General features: G+C 48.6%; 20 protein-coding genes and 1 pseudogene. 17 read left to right on the plus strand and 4 right to left on the minus strand.

What is annotated here, in order from left to right:
• Positions 1-52: 52 nt before the first annotated feature.
• From SH449x_RS01250 to rfbA, 9 genes are all read left to right on the plus strand, one after another.
• Positions 53-289: an antitoxin gene (locus tag SH449x_RS01250; RefSeq protein WP_482379504.1), complete on the plus strand. Its 237-nt coding sequence runs from the start codon at positions 53-55 to the stop codon at positions 287-289.
• On the plus strand, positions 286-687 hold the full coding sequence (gene vapC, locus SH449x_RS01255; RefSeq protein WP_482379505.1) for a type II toxin-antitoxin system tRNA(fMet)-specific endonuclease VapC: 402 nt from the start codon (positions 286-288) through the stop codon (positions 685-687). The genes SH449x_RS01250 and vapC overlap by 4 nt, the downstream gene beginning before the upstream one ends.
• A gap of 350 nt (positions 688-1,037) precedes the next feature.
• Positions 1,038-1,256 carry an antitoxin gene (locus tag SH449x_RS01260; protein ID WP_482379506.1) on the plus strand — a complete coding sequence of 73 codons (219 nt, stop codon included), beginning with the start codon at positions 1,038-1,040 and terminating at the stop codon, positions 1,254-1,256.
• 12 nt (positions 1,257-1,268) lie between these two features.
• Complete coding sequence (locus SH449x_RS01265) at positions 1,269-1,655, plus strand: PIN domain-containing protein (protein ID WP_482379507.1); 387 nt, start codon at positions 1,269-1,271, stop codon at positions 1,653-1,655.
• An 802-nt stretch (positions 1,656-2,457) separates the two neighbouring features.
• Positions 2,458-3,609 (plus strand): non-hydrolyzing UDP-N-acetylglucosamine 2-epimerase, encoded by a 1,152-nt coding sequence (gene wecB / locus SH449x_RS01270; protein WP_482379508.1) that lies wholly within the window; start codon positions 2,458-2,460, stop codon positions 3,607-3,609.
• A gap of 39 nt (positions 3,610-3,648) precedes the next feature.
• A complete protein-coding gene (locus SH449x_RS01275) occupies positions 3,649-4,005 on the plus strand; it encodes a four helix bundle protein (RefSeq protein ID WP_482379509.1) in 357 nt (118 codons plus the stop codon).
• A 32-nt stretch (positions 4,006-4,037) separates the two neighbouring features.
• Positions 4,038-5,396 (plus strand): UDP-N-acetyl-D-mannosamine dehydrogenase, encoded by a 1,359-nt coding sequence (wecC, locus tag SH449x_RS01280; RefSeq protein ID WP_482379510.1) that lies wholly within the window; start codon positions 4,038-4,040, stop codon positions 5,394-5,396.
• A 46-nt stretch (positions 5,397-5,442) separates the two neighbouring features.
• Positions 5,443-6,528, plus strand: a complete 1,086-nt coding sequence (gene rfbB, locus SH449x_RS01285; protein ID WP_482379511.1) for a dTDP-glucose 4,6-dehydratase — start codon at positions 5,443-5,445, stop codon at positions 6,526-6,528.
• Between the two features lie 45 nt (positions 6,529-6,573).
• Positions 6,574-7,437 (plus strand): glucose-1-phosphate thymidylyltransferase RfbA, encoded by an 864-nt coding sequence (gene rfbA, locus SH449x_RS01290; protein ID WP_482379512.1) that lies wholly within the window; start codon positions 6,574-6,576, stop codon positions 7,435-7,437.
• A 124-nt stretch (positions 7,438-7,561) separates the two neighbouring features.
• Here rfbA and SH449x_RS01295 read toward each other — a convergent pair whose 3' ends face one another.
• Positions 7,562-9,196 (minus strand): hypothetical protein, encoded by a 1,635-nt coding sequence (locus SH449x_RS01295; RefSeq protein ID WP_482376664.1) that lies wholly within the window; start codon positions 9,194-9,196, stop codon positions 7,562-7,564.
• Positions 9,197-9,582: 386 nt separating this feature from the next.
• Between SH449x_RS01295 and SH449x_RS01300 the strand changes: the two genes are divergently transcribed.
• From SH449x_RS01300 to SH449x_RS01335, 8 genes are all read left to right on the plus strand, one after another.
• Complete coding sequence (locus SH449x_RS01300) at positions 9,583-9,834, plus strand: hypothetical protein (RefSeq protein WP_482379513.1); 252 nt, start codon at positions 9,583-9,585, stop codon at positions 9,832-9,834.
• A gap of 173 nt (positions 9,835-10,007) precedes the next feature.
• On the plus strand, positions 10,008-11,273 hold the full coding sequence (locus SH449x_RS01305) for an AMP-binding protein (RefSeq protein ID WP_482379514.1): 1,266 nt from the start codon (positions 10,008-10,010) through the stop codon (positions 11,271-11,273).
• Complete coding sequence (locus tag SH449x_RS01310) at positions 11,266-11,994, plus strand: SDR family NAD(P)-dependent oxidoreductase (protein WP_482379515.1); 729 nt, start codon at positions 11,266-11,268, stop codon at positions 11,992-11,994. Before SH449x_RS01305 ends, SH449x_RS01310 begins: the two co-directional genes overlap by 8 nt.
• Positions 11,995-12,879: 885 nt before the next feature.
• Positions 12,880-13,800, plus strand: a complete 921-nt coding sequence (locus SH449x_RS01315; protein WP_482379516.1) for a WxcM-like domain-containing protein — start codon at positions 12,880-12,882, stop codon at positions 13,798-13,800.
• Complete coding sequence (locus tag SH449x_RS01320; RefSeq protein WP_482379517.1) at positions 13,797-14,930, plus strand: DegT/DnrJ/EryC1/StrS family aminotransferase; 1,134 nt, start codon at positions 13,797-13,799, stop codon at positions 14,928-14,930. Before SH449x_RS01315 ends, SH449x_RS01320 begins: the two co-directional genes overlap by 4 nt.
• Positions 14,909-16,468, plus strand: a complete 1,560-nt coding sequence (locus tag SH449x_RS01325) for an O-antigen translocase (protein WP_482379518.1) — start codon at positions 14,909-14,911, stop codon at positions 16,466-16,468. The genes SH449x_RS01320 and SH449x_RS01325 overlap by 22 nt, the downstream gene beginning before the upstream one ends.
• Before the next feature lie 111 nt (positions 16,469-16,579).
• Entirely contained in the window at positions 16,580-17,566 is a 987-nt protein-coding gene (locus tag SH449x_RS01330) for a glycosyltransferase (RefSeq protein WP_482379519.1), read from the plus strand.
• A gap of 60 nt (positions 17,567-17,626) precedes the next feature.
• Positions 17,627-18,838 carry an ISAzo13 family transposase gene (locus SH449x_RS01335; protein ID WP_482379520.1) on the plus strand — a complete coding sequence of 404 codons (1,212 nt, stop codon included), beginning with the start codon at positions 17,627-17,629 and terminating at the stop codon, positions 18,836-18,838.
• A 116-nt stretch (positions 18,839-18,954) separates the two neighbouring features.
• Here the strand turns inward: SH449x_RS01335 and SH449x_RS01340 are convergent.
• From SH449x_RS01340 to SH449x_RS01350, 3 genes and pseudogenes are all read right to left on the minus strand, one after another.
• Positions 18,955-19,707: pseudogene (locus SH449x_RS01340) on the minus strand (DUF6399 domain-containing protein).
• Positions 19,628-20,080: a hypothetical protein gene (locus SH449x_RS01345; RefSeq protein ID WP_482379521.1), complete on the minus strand. Its 453-nt coding sequence runs from the start codon at positions 20,078-20,080 to the stop codon at positions 19,628-19,630. The pseudogene SH449x_RS01340 and the gene SH449x_RS01345 overlap by 80 nt, the downstream one beginning before the upstream one ends.
• An 85-nt stretch (positions 20,081-20,165) precedes the next feature.
• Positions 20,166-20,432: a hypothetical protein gene (locus SH449x_RS01350; RefSeq protein WP_482379522.1), complete on the minus strand. Its 267-nt coding sequence runs from the start codon at positions 20,430-20,432 to the stop codon at positions 20,166-20,168.
• Between the last annotated feature and the right edge of the window lie 60 nt (positions 20,433-20,492).

A 20,492-nucleotide genomic window follows, 5' to 3' on the forward strand; every position in this document is an offset into this window, starting at 1 on the left:
ACCAAGTTTCCCCCCGGGGCGTCCTAGTGACCAATTAAGGCGGGCTAAAGTTATGAAAATCGTAGAAGTCATCAATGACGGGTTGGAGCAATCAATAAAGCTCCCCCATGACTGTCACCTAGAGTCGTCGGAGGTGATTGTGAAGCGGGTTGGGCGGTCTTTGGTATTGACCCCAAAAGACGTCGACCCTTGGCAGATATTTACACAGGGGATTGAAAGCTTCACCAACGATTTCATGCAGGAACGATTACAGCCCGAGCAGCAGGATAGACAGGCTCCCTTCCAATGAAATTCCTGTTGGATACAAATATTTGTATTTTTGTGATCAAGCAAAAACCAGCGGAGGTCGTTAAGAGATTTACACAATACTCGGCGGAGGAACTAGGGATCTCAACGATTACGCTAGCGGAATTGCGGTATGGAGCCGACAAGAGCAGTCACCCATCCAAGAATCACACCGCATTGGATATGTTTCTTTCCCCTCTGGCGATCCTGGATTTCGATCCACAGTGCTCCGAGATATACGGGATAGTCAGATCGGATTTGGAGCGGCGCGGACAACCAATTGGCCCTCTCGATACCATGATAGCGGCCCACGCTTTAAGGTTAAGAATTCCGCTCGTTACAAACAATACGAAAGAATTTTCGAGGGTGCCTGGATTGCCAATTGAAGATTGGACGGTTTGACCAAGAACCGATTACAGGCAGACCTTAGACCTTAGCTTCCGCGCCACCATTGACCTCGCGTCAGTGGAGCGCTGACTAACCGTCTAGCCCGCCCTTTCCAACTTCACACTTCACCCTTCAAACTTCCTTTCACCCGCCCCTTTGGGGAGGGTCGAACGTCAGCTCGGGGAGGGGGGAATGTCAGGAATCAGTCATCAGCTTTCAGACTTCAGTCCATACTCGTTCCCTGGCTCCTGCCTGGGAACGCACTGCCCCTGAGGCTCCCGCCTCCCGACCTTAGGCTTCACCCCCCAGGCTTCAATCGCCATAATCCGATGACCATTGCACAAATAAAAATTAGTTCTGGGCAAATGACTATCACATTACCAGAGGGCTTTGAGATCGAGGGCACACAGGTCTCGGTTCGACGCCGAGGTAAGACCCTCATTCTCGAGCCAATTGCTGATAGCTGGCAGTGGTTAGACAGCGTTGCTGGGCAACTCGATCAGGAAGTTTTGGACTCGGCTCAGGCCGCCAATTCTCGTGATCAATTCAGTCAAACGATTCAACCTGACTTGGATAGTATTTGAGTGGGCCCGTATTTGTTGGACACGAATGCGGTTATCGCGATGCTCCAGGCGGCACCGAACGGTGTTAAAGAAAATATTCAGAGGCATGCACCGAAGGACATCTTTATTTCGACAGTAGTGATGTTTGAGTTGTATTACGGTGCTTATCGCAGTCAGAGAGTTCAACGCAACTTGGAGCTACTGGAAAAAATTCAGCTTCCCAAGCTTGAGTTCGATGCGAATGATGCGATAGCAGCCGGTGAAATTCGGGCAACTTTGGCCAGGCATGGGACACCGATTGGTCCATATGATGTTTTAATTGCGGGGCAAGCGCATTCACGAGGAATAACACTAGTAACAGGAAACCGCAAAGAGTTTGCACGCGTATCAGGGCTTTCCATCGAAGACTGGTCAGCGTAAGAAACCAAGCACGTGGCTTCGCGATGTACAAAACCACTAGCGACACGAATTAAAGGACAGCCCTTACCCCTTACCCCTTAGTTTCCCCCGCCTCCATTGACCTCGCGTCAGTGGAGCGCTGACTAACCGGCTAGTGACACCCTTTTCACACTTCACACTTCACCCTTCAAACTTCCATCACCCTCCCCTCGGGGAGGGTCGAGCGTCAGCTCGGGGAGGGGGGGAATGTCAGTTTTCAGCCTTCAGTACATACTCGTTCCCAGGCTCCTGCCTGGGAACGCACTGCCTTGGAGGCTCCCGCCTCTCGACATCAGGCTTCAGCAACCAGTCGTCAGACTTCAGAGTTTTTGCCTTTTGTTTTCCTTACCACTTAAACCTTATCCCTTACAACTTGTTTTGCCCCCTGTTTTCATTAGTGTCAATTAGCAAAGATTAGTGTTCCCAAATGGTTTTTGCTCTTCCTGCGCCGAGTTGGCAAACAACAGAACACTAATCCACACTAATAGCCACTAATCCGAGACTTCTCGCTTATCGCCACCTACTGGTTACTGGGCTCCGCCTGGAAACCCAATGTCTTTTAGGCTCCGCCTGATTTTTTGCGGGCGATTCATAGATGCCTTAACGGCATCACTAACGAGGCAGAGCCTCCAAGGCAGTTCGTTCCAAGGCAGAGCCTTGGAACGAGTTGTTCACGGGTGGCGTTCAGCGAGAAGTGCCACTAATCCAGAATGGTTTCACCACTTGGGCATCCCCCTCCGGTGGTTACCCGCGCCCCTAGCCCCCTCGCTACCAGCTCATCTCCATGAAAATCTGCGTCGTCGTCGGCACCCGTCCAGAAGCAATCAAAATGTCCCCCATTTACCGCGAGCTGAAAACTCGAGCTGGGGTGCAAGCGACGTTATTATCAACCGGTCAGCATCGCGAAATGCTTCTTCAAACCCTGAACGCGTTTGATCTGAAGCCGGATCACGATCTCGGACTGATGCTTCCCAATCAAACGCTTCCCGAGCTAACGGCCCGAGCGATCACGGCACTAACGAACTACTTTATCGAGGCAAAACCTGATAGGGTTTTGGTACAAGGGGACACGACGAGCGTACTGGCCGGGGCCATCGCGGCGTTCTATCAACGGATTCCTATCGGTCACGTCGAAGCAGGTTTGCGAACAGGAAACATGTTATCGCCGTTTCCTGAGGAAATGAATCGGCGCTTGACGACACCACTCTGCACTTACAACTTTGCCCCAACCGAGTGGAGCAAAAAGAATCTTTTGAACGAGTCGATCGACGAATCGAAGATCTTCGTCACTGGCAACACCGTCATCGATGCCCTCCTTTGGATGCGTGAAAAAACGCGTCAGATGGATCCTCGTGCCGTGGTCCAAAAGCTACGGATTCCAGACGCGTTCGCGCTAGAGTTCTTGCTAGGGCCAGAGGCGACTTCGAAGAGAATGATCTTGGTGACGGGGCACCGGCGCGAGTCGTTTGGACAAGGGTTTGAGCAAATCTGCAACTCTTTAAATGAGCTTACCCGAATGTTTCCGGATGTGGGAATCCTTTACCCCGTCCACTTGAATCCGAACGTAAGAGAACCCGTCAATCGACTTTTGTCGAATAACCCACGAATAGCATTGATTGAACCCGCAGGTTACGAAGACTTTATATGGTTGATGGACCGCTCGTACTTTATCGTATCCGATTCGGGTGGTGTCCAGGAAGAGGCGCCCAGTTTAGGCAAACCGGTATTGGTCATGCGAGAGACTACTGAGCGTCCTGAGGGGGTGTCAGCAGGGACATGCCGACTAGTCGGCACCGATGCCGATCGGATTGTCGAGGAGGCGAGCTTACTACTCAACGACGACACCGAATACGCCAGCCGATCCGGCCTAAAGAATCCGTACGGAGACGGCCAATCCTCGAAACGAATCTGCGACGTGTTGGAAGCTGGGAGATAAGGGCGAGGGGCAGGGAGATTGGAGCAGGGGGAGTAGAGTGTGAGGTTTCGATTTGAGCAGTTAGAGATATGGCAAGCTGCTGCGGACCTGGCTTTAAAGTTGGATGATGTAGCGGATGATCTCGAAAGTAAAAAGAAGTATCGTTATGCCGAACAATTGCGAGGCGCGGGGATATCGATATCCAATAATATTGCGGAAGGGTCAGGCAGCAATTCCAATCCAGATTTCCGTAGGTTTTTATACTTCGCTAGAAAATCGGTTTTTGAATGTGCAAGTATGTTGTTAGTCTGGCAACGAATGAGTTACGTACACGTGAATGTAACAGACCATTTATGCGATGAGCTCGAATTGCTATCCAAACGCATCGTCGCTTTTGCCCGCACCCTTGATCCCTAGCTTCCTCGCCCCTAGCCCCTAGCCCCAACCTCATGACCCAACCACCAAATTCCGAATCCCAAAGCTTGTCCGCTCCCGGCTCCGTCTCCCCAGCCCCCCAGCCCTCAGCCTACAGTCCCGTGTCCCCCGCTTCCAGTTCCTCGCCCCAAGCTCCCCGCTCCGAGCCCCCTGCCTACGACCTCTGCGTCATCGGCCTTGGCTACATTGGCCTACCCACAGCTTCGATCTTCGCCACCAAGGGAAAAAAGGTCCTAGGCGTCGATGTTGTGCCGCGAGTCGTCGAGACGATCAACGACGGCAGGATCCATATCGAGGAGCCCGACCTGGACATCCTCGTCCGAGCTGCTGTTCAAAGCGGGAATCTGAGGGCTGCGACAAAACCCGAAGCCGCAGACACGTTTATTATCGCGGTCCCCACACCGTTTCATCATAATGATCAAAGCATTCTGCCCGACTTGTCGTACGTCGAATCGGCGGTGAAATCGATCGTCGGAGTGGTCAAGCCAGGGGATCTGATCATCCTGGAGTCCACCTCGCCGGTCGGGACGACGGAGAAGATGCGAGATTGGTTGTTAGAGGAAATGCCCAACAATAAAGCCGATGATTTTCATTTCGCCCATTGTCCCGAGCGGATTTTGCCTGGTCAGATGTTAAAGGAGTTGGTCACCAACGATCGGATTGCGGGTGGTTTAACTCCTGAGGCATCGGAACGAGCGTGTCGCCTATATGAAACATTTTGCACTGCCGAGATCTTTTTAACCGATGCACGGACAGCGGAGTTAGCCAAGTTGACCGAGAACTCGTATCGGGACGTCAACATTGCGTTTGCCAATGAGATGTCGATGATCTGCGATCAATTGGGAATTGACGTCTGGGAGTTAATCAAGTTAGCGAATCGTCACCCTCGGGTAAACATTCTTAATCCTGGTCCTGGGGTAGGTGGTCACTGCATTGCGGTCGATCCGTGGTTTATAGTGTCAGCATGTCCAGAGCGAGCGAGGTTGATAGAGACCGCACGGCGAGTGAATGATTCCAAGCCCGCTCACGTAATCGAGCAAGTACGCGAGCGAGCGTCCAGGTTTCGCAAGCCAATCATCGCTTGTTTAGGATTAGCTTTTAAGGCAGACGTAGACGACTTGCGGGAGAGTCCCGCCTTGTCGATCGCAGAGCGATTAGCCGACGAGTACGGCGAAGACTTAATCGTTTGCGAACCACATATCACGGAGTTGCCGAAATCGCTAGCAGGCAAATCGAAATTCGAATTAGCCGAGAATGCTATTCAAAAATCAGATATCGTGGTGCTTTTAGTCGACCATCGCCCGTTTAAGCGACTTTCCCGCAGAATCCTAGATCAAAGGGTGGTGATCGATACCCGGGGATGTTGGAAATAACGCATAGTTCCAAATAATTGGCTACTAATTCAAGCTATTGAAAAGAATGAAAATACTCGTCACTGGAGCAGCAGGATTCATTGGCAGCAATCTATGCAGAATGCTTGTCAAAAACGGCCACTCTGTCATTGGTCTGGATAAACTCACCTACGCAGGAAATTTGTCCTCGCTTTCCGATTTGCAAAACGAATCAGGATTTCGATTTGTAAAAGGAGATATCTGCGATAGCGAACTTTTGCGATCGTTGATGCCTGATTCTCAGCCAGACGCGGTCATGCACTTGGCCGCCGAATCCCATGTCGACAGATCGATCGATGGCCCTGAAGAATTCGTTCAAACGAACGTCGTCGGAACGTTGCGTCTTCTCCAGGCGGCCAGAGGGTACTATGAAACTTTAGAGGCCCCGCGAAAAGATAGGTTTCGGTTTTTACATGTGTCCACCGACGAAGTCTACGGCTCCTTAGGCGAATCTGGTCTCTTTACGGAAACCACTCCTTACGATCCCCACTCTCCCTATTCCGCCTCAAAAGCATCGTCCGATCACCTAGCCCGATCTTGGCGGGACACTTATGGTTTGCCAGTACTCGTCACTAACTGTAGCAACAACTACGGCCCCTACCAATTTCCAGAAAAACTGATTCCCGTCGTAATACTAAAGTGTTTGCGAAGAGATCGCATCCCGGTGTACGGCAAGGGGGAAAACATTCGCGATTGGCTATATGTCGAAGACCACTGCGAAGCCCTATGTCTGGTGCTCCAAAAGGGGCACCCCGGGCAAACCTATAACATTGGTGGCAACAATGAACTACGCAATATCGATCTCGTCAACACCCTATGCGACCTGATGGACGAGCTTGTCGAAACTAGCTCCCCTCGCCTCTTTCAGGGGAGAGGGGGCGGGGATGAGGGATTTAGAAGATTGATTAGTTTTGTGTCTGACCGCCCCGGTCACGATCTACGTTACGCCATCGACGCTTCGAAAATCAAGCAAGAGCTTGGGTGGACACCGAAACAAGACCACGAATCTGGTTTCCGCAAGACGGTACAATGGTATCTCGACAACGAAATTTGGTGGCAAGATATCCTATCAGGTAACTATCGTCTGGAACGCCAGGGGACGGTTAACTGGTAATCTATAAAAATCCAGGCTCCACGCACCAGGGAAAAATTCGCATTTATGAAAGGCATCATCCTCGCAGGTGGCTCAGGCACTCGCCTCCACCCGATGACTATCGCGATAAGTAAGCAATTACTGCCAGTTTATGACAAGCCGATGATTTATTACCCGCTAAGCATGTTAATGCTTGCAGGGATAAGAGAGATTCTTGTCATATCAACTCCAACCGACCTACCACTTTTCCGACTACTACTCGGTGACGGAAGGCAATGGGGTATCAGCATAAGCTACGCTGATCAACCGAAACCAGAAGGACTGGCACAAGCGTTTTTGATTGGGGAAGAGTTCCTTGATGGTGACCCTGCATGTCTTGTTTTAGGAGACAACATCTTTTTTGGCACTGGACTTGCGGCGATGTTACAACAGGCTTTTATTCAAGCCACATGCGGGGGAGCTGTTGTTTTCGGATACCGTGTTGCAGATCCTGAGCGCTACGGCGTCGTTGAGTTCGATTCGAACTACAATGTTCTAAGCCTTGAAGAGAAACCAACGAAGCCAAAATCGAACTGGGCAGTGACGGGGCTATACTTCTATGACCGAAACGTCTGTGAACTGGCAAAGCAAATAAAACCATCTGCTCGAGGAGAGTTGGAGATAACCACTCTAAATAACTTGTACCTTGATCAAAAGAAACTGTCGGTCAAGCTGTTTGGACGTGGAACAGCGTGGCTCGACACTGGAACACCTGATAGCCTAGCAGAGGCGACCGGATTTATTCAGGCGATTGAAAAACGTCAAGGGCTCAAGGTCGCGTGCCTAGAGGAGATTGCGGTGACGATGGGATTTGTTACTGCTAACCAGATGAGCGATAGTATTGCACATTTCAAGGGTTCGTACTTCGATTACGTTCGAAATAACATTTGATTCGATGTGGACAAACAACTTTGCAACTGTAAACGGAAAAAACTACACGATCCTCAAGTCGGATGTCTAATTTTTAATTTTACAACATCTAAGCGATGTTGGGGGGGTGCATTCCCAATTTGCGTCACATTTTTCCCTGTGATTTCTTGATTTTTGGATCATCTTGCTTGTTCGCTTCAACTTTTAAATTCATTGGATTTGGTATCCATCGCCAGTCGTGATGGTTGGTTTTCCGATTCATATTTCGCATTGCAGCAACACTCTCATCCCAACGTTCGCTTGTCACTTGGCATCGAAGCTGAAGCATCGTTTCCGCATTGTCGGCTCGCCAGAACATTCCGTTACCCTTCATCCGATTATTGACAACCCGGCGAATACTGCTCTCAATCGAGCCACTGCCTAGGGGAATTCCAATCTTGCGAAAGTAAACATAACTTAATCGGCCCGCTTCGCCATGCTTTCGAAGGTATTCGATCTCCGTCGCGATCGATGATGGCCACTTTTTGTCTTCCGCCAAATCGCTCAGGTCATCGACTACCTGCTGCCATTGCCCATTGCGAAGCATCGTGCGCATCACTCGGTATAGTGGCATGCGTTCCGCTTCATTAAGCCCAAGACAAGCCAGCGCAAGAGAAATGTGGTGAACTCCATGACAACAGTCAAGCACTTGGTGAATCTTCACTTCTGCCGGGATACCTGCTTTGGATACGATCGCATCAATCCGCTCCCAAATCCACGTTGCGCCATCGGAAACGAATGTAATGCTCAGTGCCTGGGCGGCCCCCATGCGATGAAGGTGCATCGCAACAAGCTCAGCTATCGCATCGGGACCCTCAAACGTTCCGTCGATCGTTGCTTGCGAGTGTTTCTCCATACGACCGTTTTCGTCATGGACAAAGATCGTACAAAGCTTCGGTTCTCGCCACTGTGGAGCATAACTTGACTTCGAAACGGGCTTGGATCTGGCTGCTGCGTCTTGCTGCAATAATCCATCAGAGTCGGGGTTATCCTGAATGCGTACCGCATTCTTCAACGCTTCACGCAGACGTGTTCGCCCCCCATCGATTTGAACGCTCACTCGCTTTCCAGCCAAAGAATCCCCCCGAGTCATTTTGCCCATTCGCCAGTCAAGGATTCGTTGCTTTCGCAATTGAAGCAAGTTTTCTCCGCATTGATTGGTAATTCGACGAACCGTTTTGGTATCCAGTTTCAAACCATTTCTAGCAAGTTCGTTGACTGCGAACTTAAAGGAAGGGCTTAAAGCGGCTTGTCGGGCTACGGTGCTCTGAACCGCTGGCGTAACACCTTTACCGAATCCAAACTGTGCCAACTCGATATAAAGACCAGACACTTCTGGGTTAGTCCTTCGGAAGACTCCCTTTTTGGGTTCACAATACAACGAACTGATCCACATGAAGAAACCACCGAGCAGCCGAATTCGAATGTTCCGATTGCGTCCTCGTGCTAAAGGATAGTCGAACCCTCGCCTTGTCTCTTCGCTCTTTCGTTCCAGATCTTTTGATAGGAGGACGACAGCTATTAGACCAGAGGTCACCATGCCAGCGCCGTACAAGAAAGCTTCTTGGATCTCTCGCTCAACAGCTTCCAAGGAGTCAGGGGACTGCATCAACTGGTTCTCCCATCCTCCCAACTTCGAATACAGTTGGCCGGTAAACTTTCCAACCATTTGCCCAACTGACTCAATAAGTTCGCCGTCTTTGCTACCCATTCGCGATGTCCCCATTGCATTCGCCTCCATGCGATCATAAGTTCTAAAACTATGAGGATACCGACAAACTGCTAAGGCAAAAACCACTGTGATTTGCTAGCAAATGCTTACGCAGAATGGGAATGCACCCTGTTGGGGTGAATTGAACCCGATGTGTTTTTTGGTTTTCGGAACTGATTGTCACGGGCATAGCACTTTTGAAAGACAACTCCTCGTAACTATTATTTGAAGCAAAATTTTTAACATAAGTTCAAAGAAACGCCTAATGCTTTCTGCTTGATTTAGTAAGAACCTACTAATTTAGCTGCATTCGAGAAGGTAGGCTTATTGCATTAACAATAAACTTATCTTTTCTACGTAAACGATATATACTAAGTCAAACGATCCGAGCGGAACACTACTACGCGAGTTGAAAAATGCTAAGAGCGTCTATACTTGAAACTTTTTTAGAAACTGCTGAGGAACAAGGGATAAATCTGAAAAATTCGATTTCCGATGATACGATCCTTCTTGAATCTGGCTTGGATTCACTTGGCTTTGCTATTCTCGTAACCAAGCTTGACGATGTGCTGGGTTACGATCCTTTCGCGTTATCCGAAGATCCCTTTTATCCAAACACTTTTGGCGAATTTGTAAGATTCTACGAGAAATACAATCCAAACTCATAAATAGCGTACATTTTTATTTGTAGCTCAAAACCAATAAGAATCCTCGTTTTGTGATCCTGAAAATCGAAACTAATCCTTTGAATTTGCTTTCGGCACTATCCACTACAACTGCCGGCAACAGTTTGCGCCTTGTATTCGGGAACACGGATGTCTTGTTTTCGGACTTGTTCAGGATGGCGCATATCTGGCGAGAGATGGATCATGCACGTGGCATGTATGGCAAACATGTCGTAATCCAATCAGCGAACGATGCGTCGGCGATTTTGGCATTGATATACCTGGATGGATGGGCAAAGTCCATAATTCTTCAACCGCAGAATGAGAATGAATCGAACCAGGATTTGATTGATAAAAAAGACGAAGTGCTGATTAGCTTCGGAGCCACTGTCTCAGAGTTGTTACGTCTGGGGGATGACGCGAGCGGGGAAGTCGGCGACAGGGTCAGTTATCCAACACAGATTCGAACGGAATGGCTTGTTCCAACTTCGGGAACGACTGGTACACCAAAGCTTATTCCGCACTCTTTCACTTCGTTAACACGCACGGTAAAACGCGACGTGGAGCGTGGGCAAGAATATTGCTGGGGGCTCCTATATGATCCGTTTCGATTCGCGGGGCTGCAGGTACTACTTCAGGCACTAGTTGGACACTCTTCATTGGTTGTTCCGTCTGATCGCGCCAACCTTCTGTCGTGTATCAGTGAATTTAAAACAAACGGCGTTAACGCTTTGTCTGCAACCCCAACACTTTGGCGAAAGCTGATGATTTCCGGAATCGGAAACGAACTCGCGCTTCGACTCGTAACACTTGGCGGAGAGATTGCAGATTCGAAAACTTTAAGTTCATTAAGAGTCGTTTTTCCTGACGCTAGAATTACTCATATATATGCGTCAACCGATGCGGGAGTCGGGTTTACTGTTGCTGATGGGTTGGCAGGTTTTCCAGCGAGTTATGTTGAAAAGCAATTACCTACTGGCGGTCGTGCACGAATTAGTGAAAGCGGGGAATTACTCCTATTGAAGTCCACCAACCATAAAAACGAACAGACTCCTGGCGGCACTGTCCATGCGGAGGGATGGATTGCGACCGGTGATCTGGTTGAGAGGCATGGAGACCGGTTTTTTTTCCTCGGACGCGCGAATGGTTCGATTAACGTCGGAGGGAATAAGGTGATGCCGGAAGAAATCGAACAGATTATTCGTGAGATCGACGGTGTATTTGATGTTTGTGTAAGGGGTAGGGGCAACAGTATTACTGGGCAGATTGTAGAAGCAATGATAGTTCCCGTTGAAATGTCGCTCGCAACATCCGAATTCAGAAAAAGCGTTATAGCAGCCTGCCGAGCTAGGCTAGTTGGCCACAAAGTACCCGGCATAATTAAGTTCGTAGAAAAGATTGAAATGACTCAGGCCGGAAAGGTAAATAGAAACCTTGGATAACTTATCTAATATCCTCGTGACAGGCGGCTCGAGAGGACTCGGATTAGCAATTGTTAAGCGTTTAGTCGAGAACAAACATAGGGTGATTTGTCTTTCTCGATCCAGTACCCCCGAATTGGACAAGATCGTCAACTCCAGTAGCGAGGTTAAATTCGTTTCGATGGATCTTGGCAATCTTGCCCAAATCCCTTCAACGATAAAGAGGATTGTTGCTGATTTTGGTTCGATCAAGGGGCTTGTCAATAACGCGGCGATCGGGCGCGATGGCGTGCTTGCAACGATGCATGATAAGGACATCCTTGATACCATAAATGTAAATGTAACAGGAACTATTTTCTTGACACGTGCAGTCGTTCGACACATGTTACGAAAGCGCGGCGGAAGTATTGTAAATGTGTCTTCTATAATTGCGTCAACTGGTTACAACGGTTTAAGCGTTTATGCTGCCACTAAGGCGGCGCTGCTTGGGTTTACTCGGTCGCTCGCTCGAGAATTAGGAAGAGCTCAAATTAGGGTCAATACGGTAAGTCCTGGTTACATGGCCACGGATATGACGGCAGGCATGGACGACGATAAGATTGCGACAATCGTTAGAAGGAGTCCACTGGGAAGGTTGGCAACGACGGACGAGGTCGCATCCTTGGTTTCGTATTTGATGTCCGAGGATTCGTCTGCGGTTACGGGTGCGAACTTTGTTGTGGATGCGGGCTCTACTGCGTGATAGAACATGCGAATGAATTCAAATAAATGTTATTCGGCATCAGAAGGTTTTGTCCTGCCGGAATCGTGTAATCTCGGGGATTTTGTGAAAATTTATCCCGGGGTAACGTTTGGGGAGGACGTACAGATTGATGATTTCTGTGTTATTGGTAAACCAGGACCCTCGGGGGGTGGCGCTACTCTCCATGTTCCAGATGGATCGATTATCAGGTCTCACAGCATCATATATTCCGGATCGACGTTTGGCCCGAGGCTCGAAACCGGACACCATGTTGTCATTCGGGAGGGAACGTCTGCAGGGAAAAACTTAAGGGTTGGCAATTTCTCGGACATTGAAGGGGATTGCCAAATAGGCGATTATTGTCGCTTTCATGGATACGTTCATGTTGGTAAGGGCAGCTTGATTGGAAATTTTGTATGGTTGTTTTCTTTGGTTACGCTTACCAATGATCCACTCCCCCCGTCTAACATTAGAGAAGGGGTGACAATCGAAGACGGAGTTGTTGTTTGTGTGGGCAGCACCCTAATGCCGGGTTGCTACATTCGATTAGGTTCGATGATTGCGTCTGATTCACAAGTACGGGGAGAAGTACCTAAACTCATGCTCTTTAATCGAGATGGTACAATCTTACCAATAAGTCGAGTTCGAAATATTAAGCACCGGAAAAGCCTTCACTGGGTCAATCACTTTTGTGAATCATATCCAATTGACGCCCAAGAACAACTTTCGCATTTGAAGATGACAATTCGTCAAGGATAGCAAAGAGTTGAAATCAGTTAAATTGCAAACAATTTTTTTACCGATTCTCCAATTGCTGTACTAATGTTTGTTGCCATCGCTCTGAGCTTTGTGTAATTTTTAAATTTCCGTATTAAGTGTCGTCACATGAAAGTTGTTGATATTATCCACCCCTTTTCCGATGTTCAATCGGTTAGTATCGGTAAGAATACCAAGATTGGGGCTTATACCGTCGTTAAGTCGGAATCGAAAATTGGCGAGAGCTGTCAGATCATGTCCCATTGTATGATTGAAGGCGGAGTAGTTCTTAAGGATCGTGTCAAGCTGATGGAGGGCGTTAAATTGTACTCGGGCGTAATAGTTGAGGACGATTGCCTTGTTGGGCCAAATTCGTGTGTAACAACTGCGTCATTACCGCTCGATTCCATAAAGAATCGCAATATCAAAACGACAATTTTGAAAAAGGGAGCTTCTTTAGGTGCGAACGTCACCGTTTTGCCAGGGGTCACTGTTGGGGCGGGTTCAATAGTCGGAGCGGGGAGTGTTGTCACGATCGATGTAGCACCATCTTCTGTTGTAATTGGTAATCCCGCAAGAATTGTTAGGTATGTTAACGCTCCGAATATTGCTAGCGAGATTAGATCAAAAAGTGAAACAATCATTTCGGTTGGTGGGGCGTGTTGGGTAGAATTTAAAACAGTGAAGGACACGCGTGGGCAACTTACCGTTGCTCAATGGGATCAGCATCTGCCATTTAGACCGGAGCGAGTTTTTTTTCTTCATCAGGTTCCGACTTCGAAAGTTAGGGGGGGGCATGCTCATATCCATTGCATACAGGTCCTAGTTCCACTTTCGGGCTCAGTAAGAGTCGTGCTCGACAACGGCTACCAACGAGAGGAATTATTTCTAGATCGTAGCGATAAGGGTTTGTTGATTCCAGCCGGGATTTGGGCTACACAATACGGCTATACGCGTGATTGCGTCTTGGCGGTGTTTGCGTCCCATGTGTATGACGAGAACGACTACATACGCGATTATGATCGATACTTGGAGTATTGCAGACGATGATTCCGTTTTTAGACCTCGAGGCGCAGACGGACGAGCTTCGTCAAGAACTTGACGAAGCTTACCACCGCTTTATGAACTCTGGACAATACGTGCTAGGGCAGGAGGTGAGTGAGTTTGAGTCCGAATACGCAAGCTTCTGCGAGGCAGAACATTGTGTTGGCGTGGGTAATGGTCTTGACGCGATTCATCTTGCATTGAGGGCATTAAACATTGGTCCAGGTGATGAAGTCATCGTTCCGTCGAATACGTACATCGCAACTTGGCTTGCGGTTACGCAAGTTGGTGCCACAATCGTACCAGTGGAACCAGACGAACGAACCTACAATATTGATCCAAATTTGATTTCAAAGGCCCTCACAAAGAACACAAAAGCCATAATCCCAGTGAATTTGTATGGGCAACCGGTTGATTACGACCCTATTTTAGCCATCGCGAAAGATGCGAATGCACGTGTCGTTATAGACAATGCGCAAGCGCAGGGAGCTAAATACCGAGGTCGAAAAGCAGGTGGCATTGCAGATATTGAATGTCACAGCTTTTATCCGAGTAAGAATCTTGGTGCCTATGGGGAAGCTGGGGCAATTACGACAAACGATTTTTCAATCGCCGCGAGAATAAAGCTATTACGTAACTACGGATCTAAGATCCGGTATTTCAACGAGGAATGTGGATTCAACTCACGGATCGACGCCCTTCAGGCTGCATTTTTGAGGGTGAAACTAAAGCGATTGGATGAATGGAATGAACGTCGCAAATCAATCGCATCTGTATATTTGAGGGAATTTGCATCATTGACAAAGACCTGTCCGCCTTTCATTCTTCCATTTGTCCCCGAATGGGCCGATCCGGTCTGGCATTTGTTTGTCATTCGGCATCCCCAACGTGGATGGTTACAAGATGAATTGAACCAGCGAGGGATAGGGACCTTAATCCATTATCCCGTCGCCGTCCATAAATCAGATGCTTATTCAGCGTTTCGCGGCTTTGATTTACCACTTGCAACGCAATTAGCCGAGCAAGTACTTAGCCTGCCGATTGGACCGCACTTGCCTCCTGAATCGGTAAAAACAGTGATTGAAGCCTTCAAAGAGATTTCTGCAGCTGATCCATGTCCGTCGCCGACGATTTAGTACAGTCAGCCAAGAATTCCGAGGAAACTCCATCGCGCGAAGAGGTAACCCAGCAGCCGCAAGATTCGGAGAGTTCCTACCGCCAGATCCTCAAGTCGAGCTCGATCATCGGTGGAGCGCAGGTCATCAACATGGTGATCGGTCTGATTCGCACGAAGATGGTAGCAGTATTGATCGGCCCAACCGGAATCGGACTGCTGGCGATCTATCAATCGATCACGACGTTAGCTTCGACCATTGCAGGGTTAGGGATTAATACCAGTGGAGTTCGCGAAGTCGCTCGGTTCGACGCTTGTGGTGATGCTGAAAATGTTGCCAAGACAGTCCGAACCCTGCGCCGAGTCTGTTGGTTTACCGGTATTTCCGGCATGTTGTTGTTGGCCGCGTTATCACCATGGATCAGTCAAATCAGCTTCGGGTCGCGAGATCATGCCTGGGCCATTTCCTTGCTTGGATTTACGATACTCTTCGGGAACATTACGGCTGGCCAAGGAGCCATTATTCAGGGAACGCGCCGCATCGGAGACATCGCCAAGATTAGCATTTGGAGTGCTTTTATTGGGACGATCGTATCGATTGGATTTTATTGGAACATGGGACTCAATGGCATCGTCCCAGCATTAACTGCGCTCTCGATCGCATCGTTATTTATTTCAACTTACTACGCTCGTCAAATAAAAATTGTAGACACGATACCGAAATGGTCAGAGACTTTATGTCAGTCCAGGCACCTTGTACGTTTTGGCATCGCGATGGTGATTAATGGAATTATGATCACCGGGGTTGCCTATGTGACACGGTTGATGATTATTCAGGAGTTTAATTTTGTCGGTGTAGGCATCTATTCCGCAGCCTTTAGTTTATCAGGGCTTTTCGTGCAGTTCGTATTATCTGCCATGGGAGCCGATTTTTACCCTCGACTGACCGCAGCACCAAACGATCATCCCCGCATGGTGAAATTGATCAACGAGCAAACAGAAGTTGGCTTGTTGCTTGTTTTCCCGGGTTTACTGGCCATCTTGGTTTTTGCACCTTTGCTTGTGCAGGTTTTATATACAAGTGAGTTTGGCGAGGCCGCGAGGCTACTTCAATGGTTTGTGATCGGTTGTTTTGGAAGAGTCCTCTCCTGGCCCTTGGGTTTTGGCCTTCTTGCCAAAGGGCAATCCGCGTTGTACATTGTTACAGAAGTCCTTTTCAACTTATTGCATATAAGTCTAATTTGGATTGGTTTAAAAACGCTGGGACTTCTTGGTCCCTCCGTCGCCTTTGCGCTGCTTTACGTAGTATATGCAGCAGCAGTGTTAATGATCAACCGTGTCTTGATCGAGTTTCGATGGTCCAGCAATGTTTGTAAATCTTTGTTTTGGATGATACCCAGTGTATTTGTCCTGCTTACTCTTTCGCGTGATATGCCGCGATCTGCTATGTTGTTAAGTGGTGGAATGATCACTCTTGTCTGCAGTTCGATTTGCTTGCATCAATTAGCGAATCGTTTAGGAGCAGAACACCCATTGATGAAGATTTTGAAAAGAAAATAGTTTTTTTGCGAAGGTTTTAGCCAACTCGGACATGTAGTCGAATTGGACAATGACAAGGAAGTCGAGGTTATAACTACTTAACTATCTCCCAACGCTGCTGAAAAGTCAATTATGGAAAAACCGCTAGTAAGTCTGATTGTCCTTTCCTACAACTCCGAAAAATTTATACTCGATGCGCTTGATAGTGTCAGAGATCAGACATACCAACCGATTGAGTTAATCATTACTGACGATCGTTCGTCGGATTCAACATGTGATCTTGCCCAGAAGTGGGCTGCAATGAATAGGGAGCGATTCGTCTCAGTCACATTTATAACTTCAGCAACGAATACCGGGGTTTCAATCAATGCTAACCGTGGACTAAACGTCGCGAATGGGGATTGGGTCAAATTTCTCGCGGGCGACGACGCGTTAGAACCCACAGCCATTGAAGAATTGATTATCTTCGCGTCCAGCGAGAAGGGGACAATTGTCGTTCATGGAAATCGCAAAGTTTATAGAAGAGATTTTCAGGAAGCCAATCTTATTGACCAATCTTCGATGTCCGAGCACATATACAATCATCCGGATATTTCGCCAGAGCAACAGTTACAAATTATGCTTAGAAAGAATTACGTGTCAGCTCCAACTCTTTTTTTCAAAACTCTGACTCTAAGGGAAGTTGGCGGTTTCGTTGAGTCAGTACCGATGATCGAGGATATACCTATTTTGTTGAAGTTAAGTGCCAATGGGATTAGGATAAGACATCTGAACAAATTTATTTCCAAATACCGGGTTCATGACAATTCTATTACACGCATTAAAGGAAAACTTCCCGTAGCCAATTATCTGATTCAAACGCTAGAACACAAGCTTAACGTATACGGTGAGAGAATGCCAACTTTCCGCTGGATCGGTCAGTCGTTGCAATTGTATTCATTGCGTTTTTGCAATATGTTGACGGGACTACTCGACAGGATCAATCCGGGATTTCTAGGGCGCATGGCCCATAAGTGTTCATCGGTTCTGTTGGCGTGCTTTTCACGGTATAATCAATGGTCAGAAAAGCGTTTGAGTAAGGAAATTGAATCGATGATAAAGAGCACTAAGGCTCTGTAAAAAAATAAATGTCCGGAGTCGGTATTGATTTGAGAGCGGGTTTTCGGTCATGTTTTCCGTATGACGGATCGAAATGTTGTTGAATGGATAAAAAGCAAGTATACCGCGATGGACTCAAGCTTGAATGAGCAATCCCGGAGACTTTGGTGCGCTGTCGAAGCACGCTCGATCGGGTACGGCGGGATTGTGGCTGTAGCGGAAGCCACAGGCATCTCCGAAAGAACCATTCGTCGAGGTTTAGCTGAGCTTAAGCTTGGCATAGAAACCGAACCGGCCAGGCAACGGCGGAAGGGTGGCGGTCGTCCCGCTATCGAACAGAGACAACCTGGGATTCGTGCTGCTATTGAACGGATTGTATCGCCCTCGACTCGGGGGGATCCGATGGGTCCACTGCTATGGACCTGTAAGAGTACCCGTTCCATAGCTTCAGAATTACAGCGTATAGGCTTCTGCATAACTGCCCCTACGGTAGGCAAGGAGTTGCACGCTGCGGGCTACAGTCTCCAGGCGAACAGAAAGACGCGAGAAGGTGAAGACCATCCAGACCGCGATCAACAATTCCAGTACATTAATCGCCGTGCGAAAGCATTTCAGCGATCCGCTCAACCGGTCGTTTCCGTAGACACCAAGAAGAAGGAAATCCTGGGGAAAAAGAAGAACGCAGGCCAAACATGGCGTCCCTCCAGGCAACCGCTGGAGGTCGACACACACGATTTTCCAGATGCTACCAAAGGTAAGGCCGTGCCGTATGGAGTCTATGACATAACCACAAATGAAGCAGTCGTAAACGTGGGCGTCAATCATGATACAGCACAGTTCGCAGTGGCTTCAATCGAGCTATGGTGGAAACGCTTGGGCAAGAAGCGTCACAAGAGCTCTACACGCTTGATGATCACCGCTGACAGCGGCGGGAGTAACGGTGCGAGAAATCGCCTATGGAAGTACGAACTACAGCGACTCGCCAATAAAACGAACCTAGAAATCGAAGTCTGTCACTTTCCTCCAGGTACCAGCAAGTGGAATAAGATCGAGCATCGTGTGTTCTGCCACATTACGCGGAATTGGAAGGGAACTCCACTGGAAAGCTACGAGGTCGTTGTGCAGCTGATCGGATCTACGACAACGACCAAAGGGCTTGAGATTCACGCGTTCCTTGATCAGCGAGAATACGAGAAATCGTTAAAGATTACGGATCAACAGATGGCAGCGATCAATATTTTTCCAGCCAAGTTTCACGGAGACTGGAATTACACAATCAGGGTTCGAGCTTAAGCCGGGCCAGCAACAAGTTTAGCAGCATTCGGAGGGGATTTCCCATTTTTTGCGCAGCGATAGCGGTGCATCTTTCGATGCTTTTTCTTAGAGTGTCTTGTTGCATGCTTCGGTCGTTACGAAGCTTTGCGTCTCCTGCGGGGACGTGAGGGAAGCGGCATGTGCTCCACCAACCACGGAAAGAGTGCCCGATGCTCCTGGCCAAAGAAGCGACTCGCTGCCGTACTGCCATCGCTTCGCTCGATCACATAGTTGTGCAGGACGCCCAGTACTTGAAGCTTCCTCCGAGTAATGGTTCGCAATCCGTGGTGACGAAGCGAAAGCTAGCCATTTCGACCTTCTACACACGAACTCGATCTCTGGAATAACTCGGCTGCCGATTTCGCTTGCTCTTCCAAGTACGTCCTGTCCTCTTCCTTCAGCTTCGATAGTGGGCCGTCGCTTGCTTGAGAAAGTATAGAACTGGATAGCTCCTGGAGTCGTTTGCGTTCTTTCGAGTCGCTGCTTCGACCAGCAGCCAGAGCGAGGTAATACCCGGCTACCAGTTGGTTCTTCCATAGCTCGATAATCTCAGGACTGTACTTCAATGCTTCGACTCGACTGGCAATCAGCTGCCAAAAGTAGGCAAGTGTAGCGATCATACAAGGTAACACTCTCTTGGCTTTGGCCAGTCGGGCGACCGACGTTGGTTTAAGGCCAGCTTCGGATGCGACTCGATCGAGAGTGTCGAAATGGATGTTCAGCTTTTCCTGGGCTTCGGAGGGGGGCACTGGGGCACCCGTTTTGAGATCATACGGATGATAGTCTTGCCCAATACACTTGCGAACATCGCGAGCCCGATGTTGCCTTGGACACATCTTGCTGAACATTAAACAGGTCAGGTGAATGATGAACACCCAAGTAGCTCTCCGCGTGCGAGACTAACGCCGTCGCCATATCGGAGACGCACTGAGTCACAGTTATCGAAAATGGCTTGAGCGCATCGCTTACCGCCGCATTCCAAGTAGGGGCATCTCGTTTCGCGGCATACTCTTCGACGATGAGAAAGTTGGAGACGGCGTCCATTGCAACCAAGCAGATCTGAGGATGGAAGGTTTCGTCCTCACAGAGCGTAATTTCGCGTTCTGGCATTTGTGGGGCCAGTCGATCTCGTTCCTCGATACCAAATCGTACGATCGCTTCTTCAATATTGGCGGCAACCGCCCGCTGAGCGCAATAGGACGTTGCTACGAATCGATCCAATTGACACAGCTCGAGAAGCCAGGAGATATTTCGAATCCCACCATCATTGGCTTGTCCTAAAACGAGATGAATCGCACAGAGGAGTTTATGTAGGAACGCGAGCCCTTGGGGTGATTCGAAAAAACTCTACGGTAGCCGGGGCCAGTCCGCTTTGTTGTTCGAGCCGAGAGCGATTCCTGGACCAGTTTTGGGCCGTTGAGCGAGGGACCGTGTTATCGCGAGCGGCTTGATTGAGCGACTTACCATTTTTGAGATCCAGTCGAATCGATTCCAGCCGAAGAGAAATTTTGCTGCGATCCCATCGAAGTTGTTTCGCATTGGAAGGGATGTTGGTAGATTGAGTGCTGTCCATGCTTGAAGCTCCTGAGGAATTTTGTGAATAACTCCATTGGAGCTTCAGGCTGGGCATTTT

It is taken from the genome of Brakhagea baltica, from assembly GCF_052161605.1.
GTDB lineage: Bacteria > Planctomycetota > Planctomycetia > Pirellulales > Pirellulaceae > JBKCUI01.

Excerpts from the sequence above, each read along its gene's own strand:
- SH449x_RS01250 (WP_482379504.1), top strand. The coding sequence starts at position 53 with ATGAAAATCGTAGAAGTCATCAATGACGGGTTGGAGCAATCAATAAAG.
- vapC (WP_482379505.1), top strand. The coding sequence starts at position 286 with ATGAAATTCCTGTTGGATACAAATATTTGTATTTTTGTGATCAAGCAA.
- SH449x_RS01260 (WP_482379506.1), top strand. The coding sequence starts at position 1,038 with ATGACTATCACATTACCAGAGGGCTTTGAGATCGAGGGCACACAGGTC.
- wecB (WP_482379508.1), top strand. The coding sequence starts at position 2,458 with ATGAAAATCTGCGTCGTCGTCGGCACCCGTCCAGAAGCAATCAAAATG.
- wecC (WP_482379510.1), top strand. The coding sequence starts at position 4,038 with ATGACCCAACCACCAAATTCCGAATCCCAAAGCTTGTCCGCTCCCGGC.
- rfbB (WP_482379511.1), top strand. The coding sequence starts at position 5,443 with ATGAAAATACTCGTCACTGGAGCAGCAGGATTCATTGGCAGCAATCTA.
- rfbA (WP_482379512.1), top strand. The coding sequence starts at position 6,574 with ATGAAAGGCATCATCCTCGCAGGTGGCTCAGGCACTCGCCTCCACCCG.
- SH449x_RS01295 (WP_482376664.1), bottom strand. The coding sequence starts at position 9,196 with ATGGAGGCGAATGCAATGGGGACATCGCGAATGGGTAGCAAAGACGGC.
- SH449x_RS01300 (WP_482379513.1), top strand. The coding sequence starts at position 9,583 with ATGCTAAGAGCGTCTATACTTGAAACTTTTTTAGAAACTGCTGAGGAA.
- SH449x_RS01305 (WP_482379514.1), top strand. The coding sequence starts at position 10,008 with ATGGCGCATATCTGGCGAGAGATGGATCATGCACGTGGCATGTATGGC.
- SH449x_RS01315 (WP_482379516.1), top strand. The coding sequence starts at position 12,880 with ATGAAAGTTGTTGATATTATCCACCCCTTTTCCGATGTTCAATCGGTT.
- SH449x_RS01320 (WP_482379517.1), top strand. The coding sequence starts at position 13,797 with ATGATTCCGTTTTTAGACCTCGAGGCGCAGACGGACGAGCTTCGTCAA.
- SH449x_RS01325 (WP_482379518.1), top strand. The coding sequence starts at position 14,909 with ATGTCCGTCGCCGACGATTTAGTACAGTCAGCCAAGAATTCCGAGGAA.
- SH449x_RS01330 (WP_482379519.1), top strand. The coding sequence starts at position 16,580 with ATGGAAAAACCGCTAGTAAGTCTGATTGTCCTTTCCTACAACTCCGAA.
- SH449x_RS01335 (WP_482379520.1), top strand. The coding sequence starts at position 17,627 with ATGACGGATCGAAATGTTGTTGAATGGATAAAAAGCAAGTATACCGCG.
- SH449x_RS01350 (WP_482379522.1), bottom strand. The coding sequence starts at position 20,432 with ATGGACAGCACTCAATCTACCAACATCCCTTCCAATGCGAAACAACTT.